Annotated in this window: 26 protein-coding genes; 14 read left to right on the top strand and 12 right to left on the bottom strand. The window is 70.7% G+C overall.

Annotation, left to right across the window (positions count from 1 at the left end; translation table 11 throughout):
• Position 1: 1 nt before the first annotated feature.
• The 6 genes from ACIGXP_RS28860 to ACIGXP_RS28835 all read left to right on the top strand — a co-directional run bounded on the left by ACIGXP_RS28860 (position 2) and on the right by ACIGXP_RS28835 (position 3,638).
• Positions 2-799 carry a type III pantothenate kinase gene (locus ACIGXP_RS28860; protein WP_363216622.1) on the top strand — a complete coding sequence of 266 codons (798 nt, stop codon included), beginning with the start codon at positions 2-4 and terminating at the stop codon, positions 797-799.
• Positions 800-981: 182 nt separating this feature from the next.
• Positions 982-1,662, top strand: a complete 681-nt coding sequence (locus ACIGXP_RS28855) for a hypothetical protein (protein ID WP_399773531.1) — start codon at positions 982-984, stop codon at positions 1,660-1,662.
• A 73-nt stretch (positions 1,663-1,735) separates the two neighbouring features.
• Positions 1,736-1,915 (top strand): hypothetical protein, encoded by a 180-nt coding sequence (locus ACIGXP_RS28850; protein WP_270082353.1) that lies wholly within the window; start codon positions 1,736-1,738, stop codon positions 1,913-1,915.
• 190 nt (positions 1,916-2,105) lie between these two features.
• Positions 2,106-2,555: a BlaI/MecI/CopY family transcriptional regulator gene (locus ACIGXP_RS28845; protein ID WP_399773142.1), complete on the top strand. Its 450-nt coding sequence runs from the start codon at positions 2,106-2,108 to the stop codon at positions 2,553-2,555.
• Positions 2,556-2,564: 9 nt separating this feature from the next.
• Complete coding sequence (locus tag ACIGXP_RS28840) at positions 2,565-3,098, top strand: amino-acid N-acetyltransferase (RefSeq protein ID WP_208899534.1); 534 nt, start codon at positions 2,565-2,567, stop codon at positions 3,096-3,098.
• A 204-nt stretch (positions 3,099-3,302) separates the two neighbouring features.
• Positions 3,303-3,638 (top strand): Lsr2 family protein, encoded by a 336-nt coding sequence (locus tag ACIGXP_RS28835; protein ID WP_360089949.1) that lies wholly within the window; start codon positions 3,303-3,305, stop codon positions 3,636-3,638.
• On the opposite strand, the gene ACIGXP_RS28830 is transcribed toward ACIGXP_RS28835, so the two are convergent.
• Positions 3,617-4,252, bottom strand: coding sequence for an SCO3374 family protein (locus ACIGXP_RS28830; protein WP_399773139.1), 636 nt, complete (start codon positions 4,250-4,252; stop codon positions 3,617-3,619). The two genes, ACIGXP_RS28835 and ACIGXP_RS28830, sit on opposite strands and share 22 nt — an antisense overlap.
• 430 nt (positions 4,253-4,682) lie before the next feature.
• Between ACIGXP_RS28830 and ACIGXP_RS28825 the strand changes: the two genes are divergently transcribed.
• Positions 4,683-7,208, top strand: coding sequence for an ATP-dependent Clp protease ATP-binding subunit (locus ACIGXP_RS28825; protein WP_363216625.1), 2,526 nt, complete (start codon positions 4,683-4,685; stop codon positions 7,206-7,208).
• A 79-nt stretch (positions 7,209-7,287) separates the two neighbouring features.
• On the opposite strand, the gene ACIGXP_RS28820 is transcribed toward ACIGXP_RS28825, so the two are convergent.
• The gene (locus tag ACIGXP_RS28820; protein ID WP_363216626.1) at positions 7,288-7,902 is read right to left on the bottom strand and encodes an HAD family acid phosphatase; all 615 of its coding nucleotides are present in this window, start codon (positions 7,900-7,902) and stop codon (positions 7,288-7,290) included.
• Positions 7,903-8,294: 392 nt separating this feature from the next.
• On the opposite strand from ACIGXP_RS28820, the gene ACIGXP_RS28815 reads away from it, so the two are divergent.
• Complete coding sequence (locus ACIGXP_RS28815) at positions 8,295-8,846, top strand: M23 family metallopeptidase (RefSeq protein WP_363216627.1); 552 nt, start codon at positions 8,295-8,297, stop codon at positions 8,844-8,846.
• A 1-nt stretch (position 8,847) separates the two neighbouring features.
• Here the strand turns inward: ACIGXP_RS28815 and ACIGXP_RS28810 are convergent, their stop codons facing one another.
• Complete coding sequence (locus ACIGXP_RS28810; RefSeq protein WP_363216628.1) at positions 8,848-9,450, bottom strand: TetR/AcrR family transcriptional regulator; 603 nt, start codon at positions 9,448-9,450, stop codon at positions 8,848-8,850.
• A gap of 124 nt (positions 9,451-9,574) precedes the next feature.
• Between ACIGXP_RS28810 and ACIGXP_RS28805 the strand changes: the two genes are divergently transcribed.
• The 3 genes from ACIGXP_RS28805 (at position 9,575) to ACIGXP_RS28795 (ending at position 12,210) form a co-directional block, all read left to right on the top strand.
• A complete protein-coding gene (locus ACIGXP_RS28805; protein WP_363216629.1) occupies positions 9,575-11,143 on the top strand; it encodes an MDR family MFS transporter in 1,569 nt (522 codons plus the stop codon).
• A 135-nt stretch (positions 11,144-11,278) separates the two neighbouring features.
• On the top strand, positions 11,279-11,767 hold the full coding sequence (locus tag ACIGXP_RS28800) for a helix-turn-helix transcriptional regulator (RefSeq protein ID WP_399773133.1): 489 nt from the start codon (positions 11,279-11,281) through the stop codon (positions 11,765-11,767).
• Positions 11,764-12,210, top strand: a complete 447-nt coding sequence (locus ACIGXP_RS28795) for a VOC family protein (protein ID WP_399773130.1) — start codon at positions 11,764-11,766, stop codon at positions 12,208-12,210. Before ACIGXP_RS28800 ends, ACIGXP_RS28795 begins: the two co-directional genes overlap by 4 nt.
• Positions 12,211-12,233: 23 nt before the next feature.
• Here ACIGXP_RS28795 and ACIGXP_RS28790 read toward each other — a convergent pair whose 3' ends face one another.
• Entirely contained in the window at positions 12,234-12,986 is a 753-nt protein-coding gene (locus tag ACIGXP_RS28790) for an SDR family oxidoreductase (protein ID WP_399773128.1), read from the bottom strand.
• A 116-nt stretch (positions 12,987-13,102) separates the two neighbouring features.
• Here ACIGXP_RS28790 and ACIGXP_RS28785 point away from each other — a divergent pair, with 116 nt between their 5' ends.
• A complete protein-coding gene (locus ACIGXP_RS28785) occupies positions 13,103-13,684 on the top strand; it encodes a TetR/AcrR family transcriptional regulator (RefSeq protein WP_363216633.1) in 582 nt (193 codons plus the stop codon).
• A gap of 114 nt (positions 13,685-13,798) precedes the next feature.
• On the opposite strand, the gene cseC is transcribed toward ACIGXP_RS28785, so the two are convergent.
• The 5 genes from cseC to ACIGXP_RS28760 all read right to left on the bottom strand — a co-directional run bounded on the left by cseC (position 13,799) and on the right by ACIGXP_RS28760 (position 18,233).
• A complete protein-coding gene (gene cseC / locus ACIGXP_RS28780; protein WP_399773529.1) occupies positions 13,799-15,277 on the bottom strand; it encodes a two-component system sensor histidine kinase CseC in 1,479 nt (492 codons plus the stop codon).
• Complete coding sequence (gene cseB / locus ACIGXP_RS28775) at positions 15,166-15,870, bottom strand: two-component system response regulator CseB (RefSeq protein ID WP_399773126.1); 705 nt, start codon at positions 15,868-15,870, stop codon at positions 15,166-15,168. Before cseB ends, cseC begins: the two co-directional genes overlap by 112 nt.
• A 31-nt stretch (positions 15,871-15,901) precedes the next feature.
• On the bottom strand, positions 15,902-16,558 hold the full coding sequence (locus ACIGXP_RS28770; RefSeq protein WP_399773123.1) for a hypothetical protein: 657 nt from the start codon (positions 16,556-16,558) through the stop codon (positions 15,902-15,904).
• Complete coding sequence (locus ACIGXP_RS28765; RefSeq protein ID WP_067006350.1) at positions 16,546-17,085, bottom strand: SigE family RNA polymerase sigma factor; 540 nt, start codon at positions 17,083-17,085, stop codon at positions 16,546-16,548. Before ACIGXP_RS28765 ends, ACIGXP_RS28770 begins: the two co-directional genes overlap by 13 nt.
• 272 nt (positions 17,086-17,357) lie before the next feature.
• On the bottom strand, positions 17,358-18,233 hold the full coding sequence (locus ACIGXP_RS28760) for an A/G-specific adenine glycosylase (RefSeq protein WP_363216637.1): 876 nt from the start codon (positions 18,231-18,233) through the stop codon (positions 17,358-17,360).
• A 180-nt stretch (positions 18,234-18,413) separates the two neighbouring features.
• Here ACIGXP_RS28760 and ACIGXP_RS28755 point away from each other — a divergent pair, with 180 nt between their 5' ends.
• Positions 18,414-19,226: a hypothetical protein gene (locus ACIGXP_RS28755; RefSeq protein WP_399773121.1), complete on the top strand. Its 813-nt coding sequence runs from the start codon at positions 18,414-18,416 to the stop codon at positions 19,224-19,226.
• 69 nt (positions 19,227-19,295) lie between these two features.
• Here the strand turns inward: ACIGXP_RS28755 and disA are convergent, their stop codons facing one another.
• On the bottom strand, positions 19,296-20,420 hold the full coding sequence (disA, locus tag ACIGXP_RS28750) for a DNA integrity scanning diadenylate cyclase DisA (RefSeq protein WP_067052714.1): 1,125 nt from the start codon (positions 20,418-20,420) through the stop codon (positions 19,296-19,298).
• Between the two features lie 79 nt (positions 20,421-20,499).
• Complete coding sequence (gene radA / locus ACIGXP_RS28745) at positions 20,500-21,909, bottom strand: DNA repair protein RadA (RefSeq protein ID WP_399773119.1); 1,410 nt, start codon at positions 21,907-21,909, stop codon at positions 20,500-20,502.
• Between the two features lie 197 nt (positions 21,910-22,106).
• Between radA and ACIGXP_RS28740 the strand changes: the two genes are divergently transcribed.
• The gene (locus ACIGXP_RS28740; protein WP_399773116.1) at positions 22,107-23,813 is read left to right on the top strand and encodes a hypothetical protein; all 1,707 of its coding nucleotides are present in this window, start codon (positions 22,107-22,109) and stop codon (positions 23,811-23,813) included.
• 211 nt (positions 23,814-24,024) lie between these two features.
• On the opposite strand, the gene ACIGXP_RS28735 is transcribed toward ACIGXP_RS28740, so the two are convergent.
• Entirely contained in the window at positions 24,025-24,813 is a 789-nt protein-coding gene (locus ACIGXP_RS28735; protein WP_399773526.1) for a hypothetical protein, read from the bottom strand.
• Positions 24,814-24,863 lie beyond the last annotated feature (50 nt).

The following is a 24,863-nucleotide window of genomic DNA, read 5'->3' as shown; positions in this document are numbered from 1 at the left end:
CATGCTGCTCACGATCGACGTCGGCAACACGCACACCGTCCTCGGGCTGTTCGACGGCGAGGACATCGTCGAGCACTGGCGCATCTCCACGGATGCGCGCCGCACGGCGGACGAGCTGGCGGTGCTGCTGCAGGGCCTGATGGGCATGCACCCGCTGCTCGGCGAGGAGCTGGGCGACGGCATCGACGGCATCGCGATCTGCGCGACGGTCCCGTCGGTGCTGCACGAGCTGCGCGAGGTCACCCGGCGCTACTACGGCGACGTCCCCGCGGTCCTGGTCGAGCCGGGCGTGAAGACCGGCGTGCCGATCCTCACGGACAACCCCAAGGAGGTCGGCGCCGACCGGATCATCAACGCGGTCGCGGCCGTCGAGCTGTACGGCGGCCCGGCGATCGTCGTCGACTTCGGTACGGCGACCACGTTCGACGCGGTCTCCGCGCGCGGGGAGTACGTCGGCGGCGTCATCGCGCCCGGCATCGAGATCTCCGTGGAGGCGCTCGGCGTCAAGGGCGCGCAGCTGCGGAAGATCGAGGTGGCCCGGCCGCGCAGCGTGATCGGCAAGAACACCGTCGAGGCCATGCAGTCCGGCATCGTGTACGGCTTCGCCGGGCAGGTCGACGGGGTCGTCAGCCGGATGGCGCGGGAGCTGGCCGACGACCCGGACGACGTCACGGTGATCGCCACGGGCGGGCTCGCGCCGATGGTGCTGGGGGAGTCCTCGGTGATCGACGAGCACCAGCCGTGGCTGACGCTGATCGGGCTGCGCCTGGTGTACGAGCGGAACGTGTCGCGGCTGTGAGCCGACCGGCGCCCTCCTGGAGCGCCGGTGTGCTTCGCTGCACGCGCGCGTGGGGCGTGTCCGTGGCCCCGGTCGGGGGAAACCGGGAGCGACACGCCTCGAAAAGACATCCCGATCCGTCACTTTTGTCCGATTAGCGGTAGCGTCGCCGCATGCCCACGCCATACGGATCCCGCGGCGGCATGGCGTTCGGCGTGGAGGAGCTGCGTGTGCTCCGCCGCGCCCTCGCCCTCGCCCTTCACCCCGGCCAAGCGTCCGCCGAGGACGTCAAGGACTGTTTCCGGCTCGCAGAGTCGCTCGACGAGGCGATGCGCGAGGGGGCGAGACTGCGCGCTTTCCTGGTGGCCGACCTCGGCCGGTACCGGGCCGCGCTCCCGGGTACCGCCGCCGGCTACCTCACCCTTCTGGAGGAGGCGCTGGGGGCCGGGCACCGGCCGGCGCCGGAGGATCTCGCCGCGCTGCGGGCGCTGCGCGGCAACCCGGGGGCGGCCGCACTGCTGGACCGCTGCCGGGCGCTGGCCGAGCAGGACGTACGGGCCCGGTTCGCGCAGGGCGCGCGCAAGGTGCCCGCGCCCGCCGTGCCGCCTTCACGCGCCCGTCTGACGGCCCTTCCGGGCGGCGGCGCGGACTCCGGGGCCCGGCAGGCGGAGGAGTCGCAGAAACCGGCGCAGAAGCCCGCGCAGAGTCCCGCGACGAAGCCGGCGCCCAAGCCCGGCCCGGCGCCTGCGGAGCGGCCCGCCACGGAGCCGGCCGCGCCGAAGCGGCCCATCCCGACCCCGGGGGAGGTCTTCCCGCGCCGCAAGCCGACGCCTCCGGCGGATCCGGCGAATCCCGCCGAGAGCCGCCAGCTGGCCGCCGGCTGAGCGCCGCGCCGACTCGGGGGCGGTTCGCGCACCCCGTACCTTTCGCCCGTTGCCCCGTGGCTACTCTGGAGGCATGGACTACGTCTCCGCGCTCGTGCCTCCGGTCGTGATGGCCGTGTTCTTCATCGGTGTGGTCAGGGTGATCGTGAAGACCCAGGGCGGGGCCGCCAAGGCCAAGGAGGACGCCGCCGTCGACGCCGCCCTCGCGCGCGCGGAGGGTGCGCGTCAGGCCTCCGCCGGCGGCGACGCCTGAGCCGGCCTGGTCGGCCTGGCGATGCCTGAGGCGGCCTGCCGGGCGGGCGCCGCCCTGATGCGACTTCGAGCCGTACGCCCTTTTTGTTCCTATTCGCGGGCTTAGTGCACGTCCGGCACGCCATTGCAGGGATCTCCCACTATTGTTCTGAGTTGTGCCTCGCCCATTGGGAGAACTCGAAGACGCGGTCATGACGCGGGTGTGGAAGTGGAACCGCCCGGTGACCGTTCGAGAAGTCCTGGAAGACCTCCAGCAGGAACGCTCCATCGCGTACACCACCGTGATGACCGTTTTGGACAATCTCCATCAGAAGGGCTGGGTCCGCCGCGAGGCGGAAGGGCGCGCCTATCGCTATGAGGCCGTCTCGACGCGGGCCGCGTACGCCGCCGCCCTCATGAACGACGCCTGGTCGCAGAGCGACAACCCGGCCGCCGCTCTCGTCGCGTTCTTCGGGATGATGAGCGAGGAACAGCGCCAGGCCCTCAGGGACGCCGTACGCATCGTCCAGGGCCCGGAAACCGTTCAAGCCCCCGCACCGCGGCAACAGGAAGCCGCGCAAGAGGAAGCCGCGCAACAGGAAGCGCCCGGAGCCCGGCAAGAGGAGAACCCCGGCTCGGCCGGGGCCGCGGACGAGCGATAGCGTCCGCTCATGTCAGCAGAGCGTCCTGAAGTCTCCGCAAAAGCCATCACCGTCCGGCGCGCCCGGACCAGCGATGTCCCGGCCGTGCGCCGCCTCCTCGACGCCTACGCCCGTGACCGGATCCTGCTCGACAAAGCCACGGTCACGCTTTACGAGGACATCCAGGAGTTCTGGGTCGCGGAACGCGACGACAACGCCGAGGTGGTCGGCTGCGGCGCGCTGCACGTCATGTGGGAGGACCTCGCGGAAGTCCGCACTCTGGCGGTGAAGCCCGGTCTCAAGGGCGCCGGCGTCGGCCACCAGTTGCTGGAGAAGTTGCTGCAGACCGCGCGCTGGCTCGGCGTTCGCCGGGTTTTCTGCCTGACCTTCGAAGTGGACTTCTTCGGGAAGCACGGCTTCGTGGAGATCGGGGAGACACCGGTCGACACCGATGTGTACGCGGAGCTCTTGCGTTCCTATGACGAGGGCGTCGCGGAGTTCCTGGGTCTCGAACGAGTGAAACCGAACACCTTGGGCAACAGCCGGATGCTTCTGCATCTGTGATCGTCATTGCCCGGGTGCCCTATGTCCGAAACGCGCATGTTTCCGGACGGAGGCCGCCCGTCGGTCCTCTCCCAGGGGTTTGTGTTTTTCCGGCAAAAGCGGTTTGCTTTCCGACGTACTGCAGTACTGCATATAACAGGGGCGGCGAAACGGCGGACGCCGCAGACCCCTGACCCCTCAACGTTATCGATGAAAGGAAATCCGGTGGCACAGAAGGTTCAGGTCCTTCTTGTCGACGACCTCGACGGCGGCGAGGCGGACGAGACCGTGACGTTCGCGCTGGACGGCAAGACGTACGAGATCGATCTCACGACCGCCAATGCGGACAAGCTGCGCGGCCTTCTCGACCCCTATGTGAAGGGCGGCCGGCGTACCGGTGGCCGTGCGTCGGGCGGACGTGGAAAGGCGCGTGCTGCTTCCGGTGGCAACCAGGACACCGCGGCGATCCGCGCCTGGGCGAAGGAGAACGGTTACGAGGTCAACGACCGCGGCCGTGTTCCCGCGACCATTCGCGAGGCCTACGAGAAGGCCAACGGCTGATCCCGCCGGCAGGCGGTCGGCAGTCCGGCGCGCAGTCGCCGCAGCCGCACCCGGTGACAGTGCGCTGCCACCGTGTCCACCAGCCGTACGAGATCGGGGGCGCTCGCCTCGCGCCCCAGAGCCGGCATCGCCGGCAGCGAGGCCTCGACCTCGCCCCCAGGCCCAGGGGGCCGCAGCCATACGGCGGCCCCCTGCACGGATCCGACCCCCGTCGGAGCCGGTGCCTCCATCGCGTCCCCGGCGCCCAGGACCCGTAGGTCCAGGGTGACGGCGCCCCATTCCAGCCATTCCAGCAGCCCCGGCAGCTCCTCGGCGCTGCCCGCGGCCAGCAGCAGCTCCATCCGGTCGCCCCGAAGGGCCACCGGAGAGCCCGGCGCGAGATGCCGGAGCGCGCCCGCGCCCGCCTCGGCCGGTACGTCCAGGACGTCGAACCGCACCCCCGTGAGCAGTCGCAGCGGCCGTCCGGGCACTGTCGCCCACCCCAGATCGTTCTCGTACCAGTGACGGGCCCGGGCATCCGGGCAGGCCGGAAGATCGCCGGGGTCCGGGACGCCCGGATCCGAGGGGCGACGGGGAAGGGGGACCGTTGAGAGCACGGAGACCGAGCCGACCATGCCCCCCGCAACCGCCGAAGCGACCGGCAAGTTACGCTAGGTGCCCTGTCGATCGCGCAAAGTGCCGAAAAGGGGGGCGCGCGGAGGTGCGGGGAGGCGCAAGGTTGTTCGCCCATAGCGGAGTGAACCGGTGCGCGCGGCATGGAGTCTCAGTCCCAGCGGGTAAGACATGCCTAGTGGGAGGGGGCGACACGCAGGACGGGCCGTCTCACGTTCGCCATCGGCGTACTGGCGACTGGGATATCTGCCTGGCCTGCGGGAACATCGTCTCGCACCATCGGGTTGGAGCAGATGTCGGCGTTCGGGGTCAGGAGGCCATCGACGGTGTCGGCAGTTGGAATGAGCGGTCCCCGCTTGCGGGACTAAGCTGCGGAAGGACAGGGAGGGGAAGTTCCCCCCACTGCCTGACCGCTCTGAGGAGCGATTAACGATGTTCGAGAGGTTCACCGACCGCGCGCGGCGGGTTGTCGTCCTGGCTCAGGAAGAAGCCCGGATGCTCAACCACAACTACATCGGCACCGAGCACATCCTCCTGGGTCTCATCCACGAGGGCGAAGGTGTCGCCGCTAAGGCCCTGGAGAGCCTCGGCATTTCGCTTGAGGCGGTCCGCCAGCAGGTGGAGGAGATCATCGGCCAGGGCCAGCAGGCCCCGTCCGGTCACATCCCCTTCACCCCCCGTGCCAAGAAGGTCCTGGAGCTGTCGCTCCGCGAGGCCCTTCAGCTGGGCCACAACTACATCGGCACGGAGCACATCCTGCTCGGCCTGATCCGTGAGGGCGAGGGCGTCGCCGCCCAGGTCCTGGTCAAGCTGGGCGCAGACCTCAACCGGGTGCGGCAGCAGGTCATCCAGCTGCTCTCCGGCTACCAGGGCAAGGAGACCGCCGCCGCCGGTGGCCCCGCCGAGGGCACGCCCTCGACCTCCCTCGTCCTGGACCAGTTCGGCCGGAACCTCACCCAGGCCGCTCGTGAGTCCAAGCTCGACCCGGTCATCGGGCGCGAGAAGGAGATCGAGCGGGTCATGCAGGTGCTGTCCCGCCGTACGAAGAACAACCCGGTGCTGATCGGTGAGCCCGGCGTCGGCAAGACCGCCGTCGTCGAGGGCCTCGCCCAGGCGATCGTCAAGGGCGAGGTGCCCGAGACGCTCAAGGACAAGCACCTGTACACGCTGGACCTCGGCGCCCTGGTCGCCGGCTCCCGCTACCGCGGTGACTTCGAGGAGCGCCTGAAGAAGGTGCTCAAGGAGATCCGCACCCGCGGCGACATCATCCTGTTCATCGACGAGCTGCACACGCTGGTCGGTGCGGGTGCCGCCGAGGGCGCCATCGACGCGGCGAGCATCCTCAAGCCGATGCTGGCCCGCGGTGAGCTGCAGACCATCGGTGCGACCACCCTGGACGAGTACCGCAAGCACCTGGAGAAGGACGCGGCCCTGGAGCGCCGCTTCCAGCCCATCCAGGTCGCCGAGCCGTCCCTGCCGCACACGATCGAGATCCTCAAGGGCCTGCGCGACCGGTACGAGGCGCACCACCGCGTCTCCATCACGGACGAGGCCCTGGTGCAGGCGGCCACCCTGGCCGACCGCTACATCTCGGACCGCTTCCTCCCCGACAAGGCGATCGACCTGATCGACGAGGCGGGCTCCCGGATGCGCATCCGCCGGATGACCGCTCCGCCGGACCTGCGCGAGTTCGACGAGAAGATCGCCGCCGTCCGCCGGGACAAGGAGTCCGCGATCGACTCGCAGGACTTCGAGAAGGCCGCCTCCCTCCGCGACAAGGAGAAGCAGCTCCTGGCCGCCAAGGCCAAGCGGGAGAAGGAGTGGAAGGCCGGCGACATGGACGTCGTCGCCGAGGTCGACGGCGAGCTGATCGCCGAGGTCCTCGCCACGGCCACCGGTATCCCGGTCTTCAAGCTGACCGAGGAGGAGTCCAGCCGCCTGCTCCGCATGGAGGAGGAGCTGCACAAGCGGGTCATCGGCCAGAACGACGCCGTCAAGGCGCTCTCGAAGGCGATCCGTCGTACGCGTGCGGGCCTCAAGGACCCGAAGCGTCCGGGTGGTTCGTTCATCTTCGCCGGCCCGTCCGGTGTCGGTAAGACCGAACTCTCCAAGGCGCTCGCCGAGTTCCTCTTCGGTGACGAGGACGCGCTGATCTCCCTCGACATGTCGGAGTTCAGCGAGAAGCACACGGTGTCGCGTCTCTTCGGTTCCCCGCCCGGATACGTGGGTTACGAAGAGGGCGGCCAGCTGACCGAGAAGGTCCGCCGCAAGCCGTTCTCCGTCGTCCTCTTCGACGAGGTCGAGAAGGCCCACCCGGACATCTTCAACTCGCTGCTGCAGATCCTGGAGGACGGTCGCCTGACCGACTCCCAGGGCCGGGTCGTGGACTTCAAGAACACGGTCATCATCATGACGACCAACCTCGGCACCCGGGACATCTCCAAGGGCTTCAACCTCGGCTTCGCCGCCGCGGGTGACACGAAGACCAACTACGAGCGCATGAAGAACAAGGTGTCGGACGAGCTGAAGCAGCACTTCCGTCCCGAGTTCCTCAACCGCGTCGACGACGTGGTCGTCTTCCCGCAGCTGACGCAGGAGGACATCCTGCGGATCGTCGACCTGATGATCAGCAAGGTGGACGAGCGCCTGAAGGACCGGGACATGGGCATCGAGCTCTCCCAGTCCGCCAAGGAGCTGCTCTCCAAGAAGGGTTACGACCCGGTGCTGGGCGCGCGTCCGCTGCGCCGCACGATCCAGCGCGAGGTCGAGGACACGCTTTCGGAGAAGATCCTCTTCGGCGAGCTGCGCCCCGGTCACATCGTGGTCGTGGACACCGAGGGCGAGGGCGACACCCAGGCCTTCACCTTCCGGGGTGAGGAGAAGTCGGCACTGCCCGACGTCCCGCCGATCGAGCAGGCGGCCGGCGGTGCCGGGCCGAACCTGAGCAAGGACGCGTAAGCCTCCGGCGGATCGGCCGAGCCAAAAGGGGCCGGTGCTTTCGGGCACCGGCCCCTTGTCCATGCCCGGCAAATGCCGGTTACGACAACTGGCCGTTGTAGTCGGGCAGTTTGAAGGTTTTCTCGGCGTGGCCGCCGGAGAGGTCGGTGGCGCTGTTGCCGATGTTCGCGATGATCGAGTAGCCCTTGTTCTCGATGTCGACGCGCTGGGCTGTCTTGTAGGCGGCGACGTCCTTGAAGAGGTCGAACAGCCCCCGGACGTAGAGGCCGGAGACGTCGTAGCCGTCGTGTTCGAGGTTGTACTCCGTGGGCAGGTAGATGATGCCCGGGCGGGCCGTGACGAAGAACAGCGAGACGCCGTGCTCCTGGGCGTACTTGGCGACGTTCAGCACGGGCTTGTTGGCCGGCTGCGGGTAGCTGAAACCGAAGTCGGTCTCCAGCGTGGTGTTGTCGATGTCGAAGACGATCGCCTGCTTCTCGCCCGGCTCCGCGGCGGCGATGCGCTCCTTCAGATACGGCAGGGCCTGGTCCATCACCGTCTGGCAGTCCTTCTGCCAGGTGGCGTAGTCGACCTTCGCGGCGGTGGCGGAGGAGCCGGCCGTGGTCGCGGCCTGGGCCGGGGCGGCCATCGCGGCCAGGGCGGCCACGGATACGGCGGTGGCGGAGATGCGGCGCGCCATGGGGCGTCTGGTCATCGGTGGGGGTCCTCTCACGTCCGTACGTCCGTACGCGTGCCTGAAATGTCAGGGGCATGATCTTCGGCGAGGGTGGCGCGAAGGGAACCGTAGGGTTACCGGACGGTAGGTGCCTAGGGGTGTGCATCACATTTCTGTGATCGTCGGTTCGGGTGGCCGGTGATAAGCGGCACAGGCGAAATGTCCCTTACTAGCCTGCATAGTGGGATCCGTCGCCTGAAGGAGAAGGGCTTTCACCCTGGAACGACGCGGTGGTCTCAGGGTCGCCTACTACCAGCTGCCGTAGACGGGGCGTTTGGGGCTGGCCGGGGTGCTCGGTTACCAAGAGATGGCCGCCCCGCCGGACGCCTGTTCGCGGGGTGGCGTTCTGTCACCGAGTCGACGAGGTTTCGATGTTCCAGCGCGTCACGTCCCGTTCTTCCCGTACGTCCTCGCTCCGCACCCGCGTGGCCGTCCTGGCCGCCGGTATCGGCGCCACGGCCGTGCTGGGGACCGGGGTCGCGAGCGCCGCCGCCCCGTCGGCCGCCTCCTGGGTCGACCCGGTGAAGTCGTACACGCTCTCCGCCGGCTTCATGCAGGCCGGCAGCCACTGGGTCGCCAAGCACAGCGGGCAGGACTTCGCCGTGCCGACCGGCACCGACGTCGTCGCCGCGCACGGCGGCACCGTCGTCAAGGCCGGCCCGAACGGCGCCGGTGACGGCCCCGCGTACGGCAACGCCGTCGTGATCAAGCACGGCAACGGCAGCTACTCGCAGTACGCGCACCTGTCCCGGATCGACGTCAAGGCCGGCCAGATCGTCAAGACCGGCCAGCACATCGCCCTGTCCGGCTCCACCGGCAACTCCACCGGCCCGCACCTGCACTTCGAGATCCGTACGACCCCGAACTACGGCTCCGCCGTCGACCCGGTCGCGTTCCTGCGCGGCATGGGCGTCACCGTCTGAGTCAGTCCTTCTTGCGGGCGTGTTCGTGCGCCTGCGTGATCAGGTCCAGGGCGACCTCGAGAACGGCCTCGCGCTTCTTCTCGGGGTCGCCTTCCAGGTCCTGCATCACGAACATCCCCGCGTGCAGCGTGAACATCGCGCTGACGGAGCGCACCTGGTCCACGAGGTCGGCCCCGGGGTCCATCAGGATGTCCCGCAGGCCTCGCATGCGGTCCTTGAAGGTGTCACCGATGCGCAGTTCCCGCACGGTCGCCTGGTTCTCCTGCATGAAGCGGAACAGCGGCTCGGCGCCGGACAGGGCCTCGCTGTAGCGCCGCACGAGGTCCTGCTTGGTCTCCAGGGTGTTCGGGCGGCTGCGGCCCCACTCGATCAGGTCCTCGATCGGCTTCGTCAGATCCTCGAAGAGGCTGACGATGATCTCTTCCTTGGTCTTGAAGTGGTAATAGAGGGCCGCCTTCGTGACGTCGAGGCGCTCGGCGATCTCGCGCAGAGAGGTCTTCTCATAGCCCTGCTCCGCGAAGAGTTCGAGTGCCACGTCCTGGATGCGCTGGCGGGTGTTTCCGCGGCGCTGCTGCTTGGGGGTGCCGTCCATGGTGACGCCCATCCTCGTACTCCTCGCGCTTCCGCGGAAACTTACTTGACGCCCGGCTAGTTACGGGTCTACCTTCCCAGTGTAGTGAGCTAGCCGGGCGGCAAGTAAGTAGCCGCCGTACGGGGAGTGGGAAGAGATGGCGGACACAGTCGAAAGCGGCACGGAGGGCAAACGGCCCAGGAGCGTGCGGGTGGTCCTGCTCGCGCTCATGATCGCGATGATGCTCGCGATGCTCGACAACATGATCGTGGGTACGGCGATGCCGACGATCGTCGGCGATCTGGGCGGCCTGGAGCACCTGTCCTGGGTGGTCACCGGCTACACCCTGGCCACCGCGGCCTCCACCCCGATCTGGGGCAAGGTCGGGGACATGTACGGGCGCAAGGGCGCCTTCCTCGGCTCGATCGTGCTCTTCCTGATCGGCTCGGCGCTCAGCGGCATGGCCCAGAACATGGGCGAGCTGATCGGTTTCCGCGCCGTGCAGGGCCTCGGCGCCGGCGGTCTGATGGTCGGCGTCATGGCGATCATCGGCGACCTGATCCCGCCGCGCGAGCGCGGCAAGTACACCGGCATGATGGCCGGCGTCATGGCGCTGGCGATGATCGGCGGCCCGCTGGTCGGCGGCACCATCACCGACAACTGGGGCTGGCGCTGGTCCTTCTACATCAACCTGCCGCTGGGCGCTGTGGCCCTGGCGCTGGTCAGCGCCGTGCTGCACCTGCCCAAGAAGCGGACGCAGGCGCGCATCGACTACCTCGGCGTCGCGCTGCTGACCGTCGGCATCACCTCGATCGTGCTGGTCACCACCTGGGGCGGCTCCGAGTACGCCTGGACGTCCGCGCGGATCATGGAACTGATCGGTATCGGCGTCGCCGCGCTGATCGGGTTCGTGTTCTGGCAGACCAAGGCCGCCGAGCCGGTCGTACCGCTGCACATGTTCAAGAGCCGCAACTTCAGCCTGATGTCCCTCATCGGCTTCATCACCGGCTTCGTGATGTTCGGCGCCACGCTCTATCTGCCGCTGTACCAGCAGGCCGTGCAGGGCGCCTCCGCGACCAACTCCGGTCTGCTGCTCCTGCCGATGCTCGGCGCGATGCTGGTGACCTCGATGGTCGCGGGCCGGGTGACCACCAACAGCGGCCGCTACAAGGTCTTCCCGGTCGTCGGCGGCGCGCTGATGATCGTCGGGCTGTACCTGCTGTCCCTGATGGACACCGGTACGACCCGGCTGACTTCCGGCGTCTACATGGCCGTGCTGGGGCTGGGCATGGGCTGCCTGATGCAGGTCACCATGCTGGTCGCGCAGAACAGCGTGGAGATGAAGGACATGGGCGTGGCCTCGTCGTCCTCGACGCTGTTCCGTACGCTCGGCTCCTCCTTCGGTGTGGCCATCATGGGCGCGTTGTTCAACGACCGGGTCCAGCACGTCATGGCGGAGCGGGCCGGCACGGCGGGCAAGCACATGACCGAGAAGAGCGCCGCGCTGGACGCGAAGCACATCAACATGCTGCCGGCGCCGATCCGGGACGCGTACCAGCACGCGGTGTCCGCCGGCACGCACTCGGCGTTCCTGCTGGGCGCGGCGATCGCGGTGATCGTGCTGATCGCGGCGCTGTTCGTGAAGGAGGTCCCGCTGAGGAGCGGGAAGCCTTCGGGGCAGAGCGGCGACGAGGCGGCTCCGCTGCAGGTCGTCGAAGCGGTCTGAGGCGCGCCTGAGCTGAAGACCCCGGGGTGGTGTCCGCCCCCGGGGTCTTCTGCGTTGGTGCCGGTGTGTTCGTGCCGGCCGTTGCCGTTGCCGTTGCCGGAGCCGTTGTCAGTGCCCCGTGTCACCATCGGCTGCATGGACAAGCTGCGCCGTATGCGTCTGGCCAAGGACGTCATGGACCGGGACTGGGCCGACCCCGGTCTCGATCTCGACGCGGTCGCCGCGCACGCCGGGTACTCGCGGTTCCACTTCCTGCGCGCCTTCAAGGACGCCTACGGCGAGACGCCGGGCCAGTATCTGACCCACCGGCGCATCGAGCGGGCCGAGGAGATGCTGCGCTGCGCCGACCTCACCGTGACCGAGATCTGCACGCTCGTCGGCTTCAGCAGCCTCGGCACGTTCTCCGCCCGCTTCAAGGCCCGCACCGGACGCACACCGAGCGAGTACCGCGCCCGGCACGTGGGCCGCGGTGCCTCCCTGATACCCGGCTGCTACGCCATGCTCTGGGCTGGCGGATTCCGTTCCGCAAGATCGGAGAAGCACCCCGGACCGGGCTCTGCCTACGGTGGCGAAGGGGAATCCGTCCCACCGCACCACGCCGCCGACAGGAGAGCAGAGCCATGATCAAGGGGCTTGCCACCACCACCGTCTGGGTCCTCGACCAGGACCGGGCCAAGGACTTCTACACCCAGAAGCTGGGCCTTGAGGTTCGTACGGACATGACCATGGGAGAGGGCGGCATGCGCTGGCTCACCGTCGGCGCCCCCGACCAGCCCGACGTGGAGCTGACGCTCATGGTGCCGGGGCCGCCCGCGATGGACCCCGAGTCCGCGGAGATGATGAGGAAGCTCATCGCGAAGGGGGCGCTCGGCGCGGGGGTGCTGGCGACCGATGACATCCACGGCGACTACAAGAAGCTCAAGGACCGCGGGGTCGAGTTTCTTCAGGAGCCTCAGGAGCGGCCGTACGGCACGGAGGCGCTGTTCAGGGACGACTCCGGGAACTGGTTCTCGTTCACGCAGCGGCGGGAGGGCGGACTGGATCTGGAGCAGGACTGGAGCTGCTGAGCGCCCATGGTTCGGGGCGCTGGTCAGCGCCCCGTCGCCAGCGTCGCCCCGCCCGTCGCCTCCAGGACCACACCGGTCATGAAGCCGTTGGCCGCGAGCATGTGGATCGCGCGGGCGATGTCCTCCGGCCGGCCGATGCGGCCGACGGGTGTGATGGCGGCGAAGCCGTCGAAGAGGGCTCGGCGCTGCTCGGCCGGCACGCCGTTCCACCAGGGAGTGTCGACGACGCCCCGGGAGACCGCGTTGACGCGCAGCGGTGCCAGTTCCACGGCGAGGGGCGGGACCATCGCCTCCAGGGCGCCGTTGATCGCGGCCAGGCCGGCGGTGCCGGGCAGGGCGGCGCGGGCGGAGGCAGCGGTCACCAGGGTCACCGAGCTGTCGCGGCGCAGGGCGGGCAGGGCAGCCTGGAGCACATGGACGTGCGGCCAGAACTTGCCGGCGAAGCCGTCCGCCAGCTCGGCCAGGTCCAGCTCGGCGAAGGGGCCGCCGCCCTTGCTGCCGCTGAGCGCGACGACCAGGTGGTCGACGGGCCCCGAGCCCGCGAAGAAGGCGTCCACCGCGGCGCGGTCCGAGCCGTCCAGCCGGTACGTCGTGACCTTGCCGCCGATCCGGTCCGCCGCGGCGTCGAGGCGGTCCTGCGCGCGGCCGGTGATGACCACCTCCGCACCGTCCGCCGCGAAGAACGCGGCCGCCGCCTCGCCGATGCCGGAGCTGCCGCCCATGACGACGACGCGCTGTCCGGCCAAGGGGTGCACAGGGCTGTTCGGAGTGCTCATGAGGGGCTCTCTCCCAAGGATCACCGGGTTCCGGCCCTTTGCCGAGAACGTCGGTCTCGTTAAATAGTTACCGAGACCCATAGTCTCGTCAAGCGGTTTCGGGAGAGGATGGGCCCGTGCACGACAGCAAGGAACCCCGCCCGCACACCGGCCGGCGCCGTAACGAGGCGGCACGCCGGGCGATCCTCGACGCCGCGCTGGAGCTGCTGGCCGATGCCGACGGCGCACCGGTGAGCGTGGAGACCATCGCGCGCGCGGCCGGCGTCGGAAAACAGACCCTCTATCGCTGGTGGCCCTCGAAGGGCGCCGTCCTGCTGGAGGCGCTCACCGACCGCGCCGCCCAGGAGGTGCCCGCGCCGGACACGGGAAGCCTCCGGGCGGATCTGCGCGAGCTGGCGGTCGCCACGTTCGAGGCGTCGCAGCGGCCGCCGTCGGCGCCGGCCCTGCGCACACTGGTCCGGGAGGCGGCGCGGGACGTGCATCTGGCCGAGCTGATGCGGGTGTTCACCCAGTCGCGGCGGGCCGCGGTGCGGGCGGTGCTCGAACGGGGGCGGGAGCGGGGCGAGTTGCCTGCCGACAGGGACCTCGACCTGCTGGTCGACCAGTTCTACGGGTTCTTCTGGTACCGGTTCCTGCTGGGGCACGCCCCGCTCGACCGGGCCGCGGCGGAACTCCTCACCGACTCACTGCTTCGCTGAGTGCGCCGACGGATCCGCTCTCCGCTCTCCGCTGTCGCGCGGCTGCGGCACCGTCGTGGTCGCGCGCGCAGTTCGCGCCTTGCGGGGCGCTGCCCCGGCCCGGTCCGAGCAGGCTCAGCCCGCTCCCCCCGACAACGGCAGCATCGGATAGCTGCCCGTGCTCGTCGGGGCGTGTTCCGGCAGCCACAGCACCGCCACCGCGCCCTCCGCCGGGATGTCGGCGGCGGCCCCGACGGGGCGTACGTTGCGGAACGTCAGGCGGGCGCCGAGCACCCGGGCCTGGCCCGCCGCGATCGTCAGGCCCAGCCCGTGGCCCGTACCGGCACGGTCCTTGCTGCCGGTGCGGAAGCGGCTCGGGCCCTCGGCGAGCAGCTCCTCGGGGAAGCCGGGACCGTGGTCGCGGACCCGGATGACCCGGCCCTCGACGGTCACCTCGATCGGCGGCCTGCCGTGCCGGGCAGCGTTGGCGAGCAGGTTGAACAGCACCCGCTCCAGCCGCCGCGGATCGGTGGTGACCTGTGACTCGTGCACCACCCGTACGGCGATGTCCGGGTCCTTGGCCGCCACCCGCCGGGCGACGAACTCGCCGAGCATGATGTCCTGCAGCTCGGCCCGCTCCGAGGCGCCGTCGAGCCGGGCCACCTCCAGCACGTCCTCGACGAGCGTGCGCATCGCCTTCGCCCGGTCCAGGACCAGCTCCGTCGGCCGGCCCGGCGGCAGCAGTTCGGCGGCCGTCAGCAGGCCGGTCACCGGGGTGCGCAGTTCGTGCGCGATGTCGGCGGTGACCCGCCGCTCGGCCTCCAGCCGCTGTCGCAGCGCGTCCGCCATGGCGTCCACCGCCCGCGCGAGATCGTCGGTCTCGTCCCGTACGACCCCGCCGATGGCCTCCCGTACCCGGACGTCGGTCTCGCCCTTGGCGACCTGGTTCGCGGCGGCCGCCGCCTTGCGCAGCCGCCCGGACAGCTGCCCGCCGATCAGCACGCCGAGCGCGCTGCCCCCGAACACGACCGCGACGGACCCGATGACCAGCGCCTGGTCCAGGTCCTTCATCACGTCGGTGGAACGGTCGGGCATATGGCTGTGCAGGGACAGCACATGCCCGTCCTTGGCGGGCACGGCCGCCCAGATGTCCGGCACCCCGCCCCGGTCGATGACGTCGCTGGCCTTGCGGCCCTCCGTGACCTTCTCGCGCAGCGCGGCCGGCAGCTCGCGGTCGTCGATCTTGACGTTCGGGAAGTTCGTCCGCCGGTTCTGGTCGTAGTTGATCTGCGCGAACTGGAGGCGCTGGTTGGCCAGGTCACGTGCGTTGTCGAGCATCGAGACCCGGGCCGCGTTGTGCACGACCAGGCTCAGCGCGATCGCCACCAGCCCGGCCACCAGCGCGATCGCCGCGCTGAGCTTCCATCTGAGTCCGGTGTGCAGGCCCGCGCGCTCCACGCGCCGGACCGGGTGCCGAAGGATCCCCCGCATCGCCGCCCCGCTCAGGCCTTCAGCTTGTAGCCGAAGCCGCGGACGGTCTCGATCCGGTCCTGGCCGATCTTCTGGCGCAGCCGCTGCACATGCACGTCGACGACCCGGGTGTCGCCGCCCCAGCCGTAGTCCCAGACCCGCTCCAGCAGCTTGTCGCGGGAGAGCACGGTGCCCGGTGCGGAGGAGAACTCCAGCAGCAGCCGCATCTCGGTCGGGGTGAGCGCGACCGGCTGCCCGGCCCGCAGTACCTCCATGCCCTCGGTGTCGATCTCCAGGTCCCCGAAGGTGAGCACCCCGCCGGTCACCGCGTCGGCGCCGGACTCGGCCTGGCCGCTGCCGCTCGCGTGCCCGAAGCGGCGCAGCACGGCCCGGATCCGCGCGACCAGCACCGCGCCGTCGAACGGCTTGGTCACATAGTCGTCGGCGCCCGCCTCCAGGCCGAGGACGACATCGATGGAGTCGGCGCGGGCCGACAGCATGATCACCGGCACGGTCGACTCGTCCCGGATACGACGGCACAGGCTGACGCCGTCCAGACCGGGGACCATGACGTCCAGCAGGGCGATGTCGGGACGGTTCGCCCGGAACGCCTCCAGGCCCGACAGTCCGTCGGGCATGGCGGTGACCGCGAAGCCGTCCCGCTCCAGAGCGAGCTGGGTGGCCTCGCGGATGACGTCGTCGTCCTCGACGAACAGGACGTGGGTCTGGTCTGCCATCCCGGTGCTCTCAGTCCTCGTGGTGTGGGGGTCAGTTGTCCTGCGCGGGCGCCGCGTCCCCGCCGGTTCTGCTGTAGCGGTTCTCGTGCCGGGCCCGCTCGGCGAACCGGCCCGCTTTCCAGTGGTACGTGATCACGGTTTCCCTGGACGGGTTGGCCGCCGGGTCGTCCGTGTCGTACACCTGCTTGGTCACGGTCAGCTCGTGGCCGTCGATCTCCGAGAAGACCGGCGAGTCCTCCGCCTTGAACACATTCTCGTACGTCCCCCTGACGTCCCGGTACACGTACGTGCCGATGCCCACCTCGTCACCGCAGACCCACACGTTGACCAGGACGTCGTTGACGGACCCGCCGGTCAGATCGCCGTAGGTGGCCTCGACAGGGTAGTCGTCGCCGCTGCACGGCTTCAGCTCCCGCTTCACCGCCGTGGAGACCGCCGGGTCCTTCTTGAGCAGGGAGACCGCGTCCACTCGCCGGTAGCGGCTGGTCGGGCTCGGGCTGGACTTGGGGGCGTCGACGGCTCCCACGGCCGCCGACGCGTGTGCCGGGCCCTCGTCCCGGGTACCGGTGCCCCCCGTGCCGCTCGCGGCGACGAAAAGGGCGATGGCGGCGAGCGCGGCTCCCGCCGCGATCACCGCCTGCGTGATTCCTCGGGTCCCGACGGACCCGGCCCCGGTCAGGCCGCGCAACGCTCCCGCTCCTCACGCTCCAGCGCGCGTGCGTCCAGATCGCGGGCCTCCAGCTCCTCGCGGAGCCGGGCGAGCGCCCGGTGCAGCGTGCTCTTGACCGTACCGGCCGACATGCCGAGGGCCGCGGCGGTCTCCTCCGTGGACATCTGCTCCCAGTGTCGCAGCACCACGACACTGCGCTGCTTCGGTGCGAGCACTTTCATGATGTCCATCAGCAGGGCACGGTCGGCGTGCTGCTCGGTGGAGTCGTCCACGGACGCGTCCGGCAGCTGCTCGGTCGGGACCTCCTCCAGCTTGCGCGCCCGCCACCACTCCGTACGGGTGTTGATCATGACGCGGCGCAGATAGGCATCGGCGAGCCGCTTGTCCGCGATGCCCTCCCAGCGGCCGTACGTCCGCACCAGCGCCGTCTGCAGCAGGTCCTGGGCGTCGACGGGGTCCGGCACCAGTCGGCGAGCGCTGCGCAGCAGCGCGTCCTGCCGGGTGCGGACGTACTCCTCGAACTCGAGCACCTCGCCCTGCGCCATGATCAACCGCCTCCGTTCCCCGTTCACTCCGGCTTGTCGCCCGAAGTCCTGCGTCCTTGTGCCCGGTGGTCTCCCGGGCACGGAAAAGAAGCTACGGAGTGGTTGTCACGGCGATGTCCGAACCAGCCTGCGGCTAGCAATCGGCTATCCGTCGGTTGTGTAACGGCCGTGAGAATGGGGTAGGGAGGCTGGATGTTATGTCCGTTTATGCTGGCCTTTGTCGGGCTGATGGGCCCGTAACAGAGCTGCGGAGTCTGTGACTTGGCTGTCCGTCAGCTCAGCGGCAGCCGATACAGACCGCCCGGCAGCGGCTCCACCAGACCGTCCGCGACGAGCCCGTCGAGCGCGCGGGCGCGCTGCACCGGCTCGTGCCACACCCGGTCCAGCACCGCCTGCGGCACCGGCGCGTGCGCCTCCCGCAGTACCGCCAGCAGCTTGCCGCGCACCTGCCGGTCCGTACCGGCGTACGTCTGCCCGCGGCGCGGCGGGCCCGCGTGCTCCGGCTTGCCGGCCAGCCGCCAGGCGCACTGCGCGGCGATCGGGCACCGCCCGCATCCCTCGTTCTTCGCCGTGCACACCAGCGCGCCCAGCTCCATCGAGGCCGCCGCCCAGCGCGCGGCGGTCTTCTCGTCCTGCGGCAGCAGCTCACGGGCGAGCCTGCGCTCGGCGGCCGTCGTCGCGTTCGGGGGGTACTGCACTCCCGTCACCGCGCGCGCGAGGACCCGGCGCACATTCGTGTCCAGCACCGGATGCCGCTGTCCGTACGCGAAGGAGGCCACCGCGGCGGCCGTGTACTCGCCGATGCCGGGCAGCGCCAGCAGCTGCGCATGGTCCGTCGGTACGTCCCCGCCGTGCCGTTCCGTTATGGCGACCGCCGCGCCGTGCAGCCGCAGGGCCCGGCGCGGATAGCCGAGCCGGCCCCAGGCGCGCACCGCCTCGCCCGGCGCCTCCTTCGCCAGGTCGGCGGGGCGCGGCCAGCGGGCCAGCCACTCCTCGTAGACGGGCAGTACGCGGCTTACCGGGGTCTGCTGGAGCATGAACTCGCTGACCATCACACCCCACGGGCCCGCCTCCGGGCGGCGCCAGGGGAGGTCGCGGGCATGGGCGTCGAACCAGGCGATCACAGGGGTGTGGAGCTTCTCAGTCATGGCTTTCCGATCCTCCCACGGTTCGGCCCGCCTGACGGGTGACGGCGCGGTCACACAGCGTTGTGATGCGTGAAGGGGTGCGCGGCCGAGGGCAGTTGCCGGGATGATGATCGGGAAAAGTTGGCGCCCGTGCGGCGGGTGGCGCAAGCAAGCACGGGGATCTCTCGTACAGTTTGCGCCGTGGGATCTCTGCGCAATCCGGTCGGGCCGCTTCCCTCCTCCATCTACTGGCGAAGGAGGGTCGTACTGCTGTCGGTGTTCGCGGTGTTGGCGCTGCTGATCGCATGGATCGTCACCGCCGGCGGCGGGAGCGGCAAGAAGAGCGCCGGCGGATCCAACGACAAGAATCCCGCACCCACGATCACCCCGGGACCGTCCTCGTCCGGGCCTGCGATCAGCCAACGCCCGGGCGGGCGCGACGAATCGGGCGGCGGCTCCAGCGGGAGCGGTTCAGGTTCCGGCGGCAGCGGCTCGGACGGCGGTTCCACCGGCTCCTCCGGGTCCGGCGACGGCTCGGCCGGTGGCTCCGGCTCGGCGTCCGGCGGCGGCAACGTCGTTGCGGGCGACGCGCTCCCGGCGTCCTCCTCGCTGCCCAACTGCACGTCCGGTGCGGTGGCGTTGAGCCTGCGGAGCCTGCACAACTCCTACTCGCCCGACCAGACACCGACCTTCGAACTCACCGCGAAGAACGGCTCGTCCGCCGACTGCAAGATCGATCTCGGGCCGAAGAGCACGGTGTTGACGATCACACCGGCGGCTGGGAACGACGCGTTCTGGTCGTCGGCCGACTGCCCCAAGGACGCGGGGAGCCTGGTGTTCCGGGTACCGGCGGGGCGGAGCATCACGTACACCGTGAAGTGGGACCGCAAGCCGAGTGCTCCGCAGTGCGGGAAGGTCTCCGGGGGATCGGCCGGTGCGGGGACGTACTTGCTGGAGGCGAAGGCACCGGGGTTCGGGAAGGTGCGGGCGTCCTTCGTGCTGTCGGCCGACTGAGGGGCAGGGCGGCGCGGTTGGCCGCCAGACGGACACACGCCCCCGAGTCATGGGGCGCCCGGCCCAAACTCAGACGTACCGCTCCAAGATGGACGACTCCGCCAAACGCGACAAACCTTCCCGCACGCTCCGCGCCCGGGCCTCGCCCACCCCGTCCACCGTCTGCAGATCATCCACGCTGGCGGCGAGAAGCTTCTGCAGGCCTCCGAAGTGCTCCACCAGCCGGTCGATGATCGCGCCCGGCAGGCGCGGAACCTTGGCCAGCAGTCGGAAGCCCCGCGGGGACACCGCCGAGTCGAGTGTCTCGGGAGACCCGGTGTAGCCCAGCGCACGTGCCACCGTGCCCAGTTCGAGCAGCTCCGCGTGGGTCAGCGCGTCCAGCTCGGACAGCGCCTCCTCGACCGTACGGGACCGCTTCGCCGTCGGCTCGGGGACGTAGTCCCGGACGACCAGCTCACGGTCGGGCTCGACGCCGGCGATCAGCTCCTCCAGCTGGAGCGCGAGCAGACGGCCGTCCGTGCCCAGTTCGACCACGTACTCGGCGATTTCGGTGGCGATGCGCCGCACCATCTCCAGGCGTTGCGCGACGGCGGACACGTCCCGCACCGTCACCAGGTCCTCGATCTCCAGCGCCGACAGCGTGCCCGCCACCTCGTCCAGCCGCAGCTTGTACCGCTCCAGCGTGGCCAGCGCCTGGTTCGCGCGGGACAGGATCGCCGCCGAGTCCTCCAGGACGCGCCGCTGACCGTCGACGTAGAGGGCGATCAGGCGCATCGACTGGGAGACGGAGACCACGGGGAAGCCGACCTGCTTGCTCACCCGGTCCGCCGTGCGATGCCGGGTGCCCGTCTCCTCCGTGGGGATGGTCGGGTCCGGCACCAGCTGCACACCGGCCCGAAGGATCTTCGACAGGTCCGAGGACAGCACGATGCCGCCGTCCAGCTTGCACAGCTCCCGCAGCCGGGTCGCGGTGAACTCCACGTCCAGGACGAAGCCGCCCGTGCACATCGCCTCGACCGTCTTGTCGGAGCCGAGGACGATCAGCCCGCCGGTGTTGCCGCGCAGCACGCGCTCAAGGCCGTCGCGCAGGGCCGTACCGGGAGCCACGGCGCTCAGCGAGGCGCGCATCAGGCCATCGGAACCGGCACTCCCACCGGACTTTCCGGGAGCTGCTGCCCGGTCGTTGGCTGCCACTGCACTCCTCCGGTCGCAGTTCTGACGCGCTCCCTTACCCGCACGCGGTTCGTACGGACGGGCGAGACCTGGGCAAAGTCTACCGGCGCTCCTCCGCCTCCCGGGGGGCCTCTCGGCGACGGGAGCGCGGCAGCACCCGCAGTGCGTCCCCCATGTCGGCGACTTCCATGACCTTCATGCCGGGCGGGACCTTGCCCGGATCGGTCGGTACGAGCGCGTGTGTGAAGCCCAGCCGGTGCGCCTCGGCGAGCCTGCGCTGCACGCCCGTGACCCGTCTCACCTCGCCCGCGAGGCCGACCTCCCCGATGGCCACCAGGTTCTTCGGCAGCGGGGTGTCGCTGGCGGCGGAGGCGAGCGCGAGCGCGATCGCGAGGTCGGCGGCCGGTTCCGACAGCTTCACACCGCCCACCGTCGCGGAGTAGATGTCCCGCTTGCCGAGCGCGCTGATCCGGCCGCGCTGCTCCAGGACGGCCAGCATCATCGACACACGCGAGGTCTCCAGGCCGGAGGTCGTCCGGCGCGGGGAGGGGATCTGGGAGTCGACCGTCAGGGCCTGCACCTCGGCCACCAGCGGGCGGCGGCCCTCCAGGGTGACGGTCAGGCACGTGCCGGGGACCGGCTCGTCCCGGCGGGTCAGGAACAGGCCGCTGGGGTCGGCGAGGCCCGTGATGCCCTCGTCGTGCAGCTCGAAGCAGCCGACCTCGTCGGTGGCGCCGTAGCGGTTCTTCACGCCGCGGACCAGGCGCAGACGCGCGTGCCGGTCCCCCTCGAAGTGCAGGACGACATCCACCAGGTGCTCCAGGAGACGGGGACCGGCGATCGCGCCGTCCTTCGTGACGTGGCCCACAAGGAGGGTGGACATGCCCCGTTCCTTCGACGCGCGGATGAGCGCACCCGCCACCTCCCTCACCTGAGCCATGCCGCCGGGCGCGCCCTCGATCTGCGGGGAGGCGACCGTCTGCACCGAGTCGAGGATCAGCAGGGACGGCTTCACCGCGTCCAAGTGGCCGAGCACGGCGGACAGATCGGTCTCGGCGGCCAGATACAGCTCGTCGTGGAGGGCGCCGATGCGGTCGGCGCGCAGCCGCACCTGGCTCGCCGACTCCTCACCGGTGACATACAGGGTGCGGTGCTCCGCGCTCGCGGACTTGGCGGCCACGTCCAGCAGCAGTGTGGACTTGCCGACGCCGGGTTCGCCCGCGAGCAGCACGACCGCGCCGGGCACCAGGCCGCCGCCGAGCACCCGGTCCAGCTCGGGCACGCCGGTCGGGCGGGCCGTGGCCTGCCGGCCGTCGACCTGGCCGATGGGCAGCGCGGAGGTGGTGACCCGGCCCGGTGCCGTCGTACGCACCGCGGGCGCGCCGTACTCCTCGACCGTGCCCCAGGCCTGGCATTCGGGGCAGCGGCCGAGCCACTTGGCCGTCTGCCAGCCGCACTCGGTGCAGCGGTAGGACGGGCGGTCCTTGGTGGTCTTGGTACGGGCAGCCATGCGGAAACCGTAGCCCGCGGCACTGACAACGGCGCCCCTGGCTGCATGTGGGTGAACCGGTACCGGCCATCACCCGTCGGGATCGCGCCACGGAACAAAGGGTTCCTGTCCCCTTATGAGGGATCGTTTCACCCGTGCGGGTTAAAAGTGCTCAAGCTTCGAGAAGGGGCACTCCACCGCCGCCTACGGTCGCACGGGTGACGAGCAGCAGTCCGGAGACCATCACCCGCAGCACCGGAGCGCACCGCGTGCAGCGCGAGGCGCGTGATCACACCGCCGCGCGCACCCTCGCCCAGCGACCGGCGGCGCGCTACGAACCGTACCTGGACGGACTGTTCACCTACTGTCTGTCGGTGCTGTGCGACCACGACGCGGCCACCGCCGCCCTGGGCGACGCCCTCGCCCTGGCCGAGCGGCGCGGCCACCGCGTCCCGCAGGCCGCCGCCGACCGCAGGGCCTGGCTGTACGCGCTGGCCCGCTGGGCGTGCCTGCGCAAGCTGGCCGAGGCCAAGCAGAAACGTCAGGCCACCCACGCGGCCGGCCGCTCCGGGGCAGGGAAGCCGGCCGGGCCCCAGGTGCCAGACCCGCCGGTCGCACCGGAGGTCCAGGAGCAGCGGCGCCGCGAACTGGCCCTGCTGGCCTGGCCGGAGGCGGCCGGTACGACCCCCGAGCAGCGCGAGGCCCTGGAACTGGCCGTCCGCCACCACCTGGCCGCGCACGAGGTCGCCGCCGTCCTCGGCAGGGAAGTGGCCGCCGCGCGCGAACTGCTCGCCACGGCCGCCTGCGAGGTCGAGCGCACCCGCGCGGCCCTCGCCGTCGTCGAGACCGGCGGCTGTCCGAGCGTGGCCCACCTCACCGGGGACAGCGGCCTGGTCCTGAGCACGGCGCTGCGCCGCGAGCTGGTCCGCCACGTCGACGACTGCCCGCGCTGCCGCCGCACCGCCGAGCGCGCCGTCCCCGGCCGCTGGCCCGGCGCCACGGTCACCCCGGCCGAGCTGCCCGTGCTGGAGGCCCCGCGCGCGGTCCTCCACATGGCTCTCGCCCACAGCCCACGCGCGCGGGGCGCGGCCGTACCCCGCTTCGACCGGCGCGGCTTCCCGATGGACCCCAAGGACCGTGCGGCCCGTCGCGACCGGCTACGCGCGCGTGCGGTGACGACGACGGTCGTCGCCACGGTGGTGGCCGCTCCCGTCCTGGCCCTGTGGGCCGCCTACCGGGGCGCCCCGACGGCGGAGGGGGAGGGCCCCTCGGCCACCGCGCGCGAGGCGCAGGGCCCCGACGCCCTCGGCAGTGACACGGCCGGCGGCTACGAGAACGCCGGGAACGCCAGCGTGAAGCCCGGCTCCCGGCTCGGCGAGGACGGCGCGGCGGACGTCTCCGTGGAGGTCGTCAGCGTCAACGGCACGGGCGGCGCGAGCTCCGGACAGCTCGACGTCAGCGCCGACGGCGACGGAGACACCACGCTGATCACCCTCAGCGCGTCGGGTTCCGGGCCGGTCGCCTGGTCGGCGTCCACCTCGGCGGACTGGCTCTACCTCAGCCGGTCCTCGGGAACCCTCCAGCCCGGCGAGACGTTGACGATCAAGGTGTACGTCGACCATCTGCGCGAGCCCTCCGGCCACTGGCACGCACAGCTGGCGATCTCCCCGGCCGGCGCCGTGGTCTCCATCGACGGCTACGGCACGGCACCGACCCGCCGCCCCACACCCCGGCCGCCGTCCTCCGTCCCCACCACCCCCACCCCGACCCCGCCCAGCACACCCCCCGCCAGTCCCCCGCCCACCCAGTCCCCACCCGCACCGAACCCGACCCCCACTCCCACAGACCCACCGCCACCCTCCGACTCCCCGCCCCCGACCCCGTCCCAGCAGGGTGGCGAGCCGTCGAGTCCGTCCGGGGGGTAGAGGTGGGATGGGCCCGCGGGCGAGCGGGCCGGCGATCAGGGCCGGGCGCCGAGGGTCGGCGACTCAGTCGCGGAGGGTCCGGGCCCGGGGTGAACGCCGCAGGTCAGCGTTGGTGTCCGTCAGTGAGGGGGACGGGTTCGTCCTGTGCGCGGCGGTTGGCTCCTTGATGTTCTTCCGGTCGGTCGGGACGGGGGGAGGGAAGGAGGCGGGGCTACGGGGTCGGGTCGGCCGGGTGCGGGGCGACCAGGGGGAGTTGCGACGCCAGTCGCTGCTCGCAGAGCTCGACCAGGCGGTCGTAGCCGGCCTTGCCCATCAGTTCCGTCAGTTCGGCCCGGTAGGAGACGTACACCGGCTCGCCCGCGCCGTGCGCCGAGGTCGCCGAGGTGCACCACCAGTGCAGATCGTGGCCGCCCGGACCCCAGCCCCGGCGGTCGTACTCGCCGATGGAGACCTGGAGGACCCGGGTGTCGTCGGGGCGGTCGATCCAGTCGTACGTCCGCCGGATCGGCAGCTGCCAGCACACGTCCGGCTTGGTCTCCAGCGGCTCCCGGCCCTCCCGCAGCGCCAGGATGTGCAGGGAGCAGCCCGCGCCGCCCGCGAACCCCGGGCGGTTCTGGAAGATGCACGAGCCCTGGAACGGGCGGGTCTGGCGGGAACCCTCGTCGTCCTCGGAGACCCAGCCGTTCCGGGTCCCCTCGGCGTGGTGCTGCCAGATCTCCGGCGTGAGCCGTGCCACATGCTCGGCGACCCGCTTCTCGTCGTCCTCGTCCGAGAAGTGCGCGCCCAGCGAGCAGCACCCGTCGTCCGCGCGGCCCGCCTGGATGCCCTGGCAGCCGCTGCCGAAGATGCAGTTCCAGCGAGAGGTCAGCCATGTCAGATCACAGCGGAAGACCTGCTCGTCGTCCGCAGGATCAGGAAACTCCACCCAGGCGCGCGCGAAGTCGAGCCCCTTCTCGTCGCTCACCTTGGGGGCCTTCGGAGGCGGGGACTTCTGGGACACGGACGCCTTCGCCTGCGAAGGTTCCTTCACTCCCTTGGAGGATTTGTGGT

The organism is Streptomyces sp. NPDC053069 (assembly GCF_044546895.1).
Classification (GTDB): Bacteria; Actinomycetota; Actinomycetes; order Streptomycetales; family Streptomycetaceae; genus Streptomyces.
This window is presented reverse-complemented; position numbering and strand designations above follow the sequence as displayed.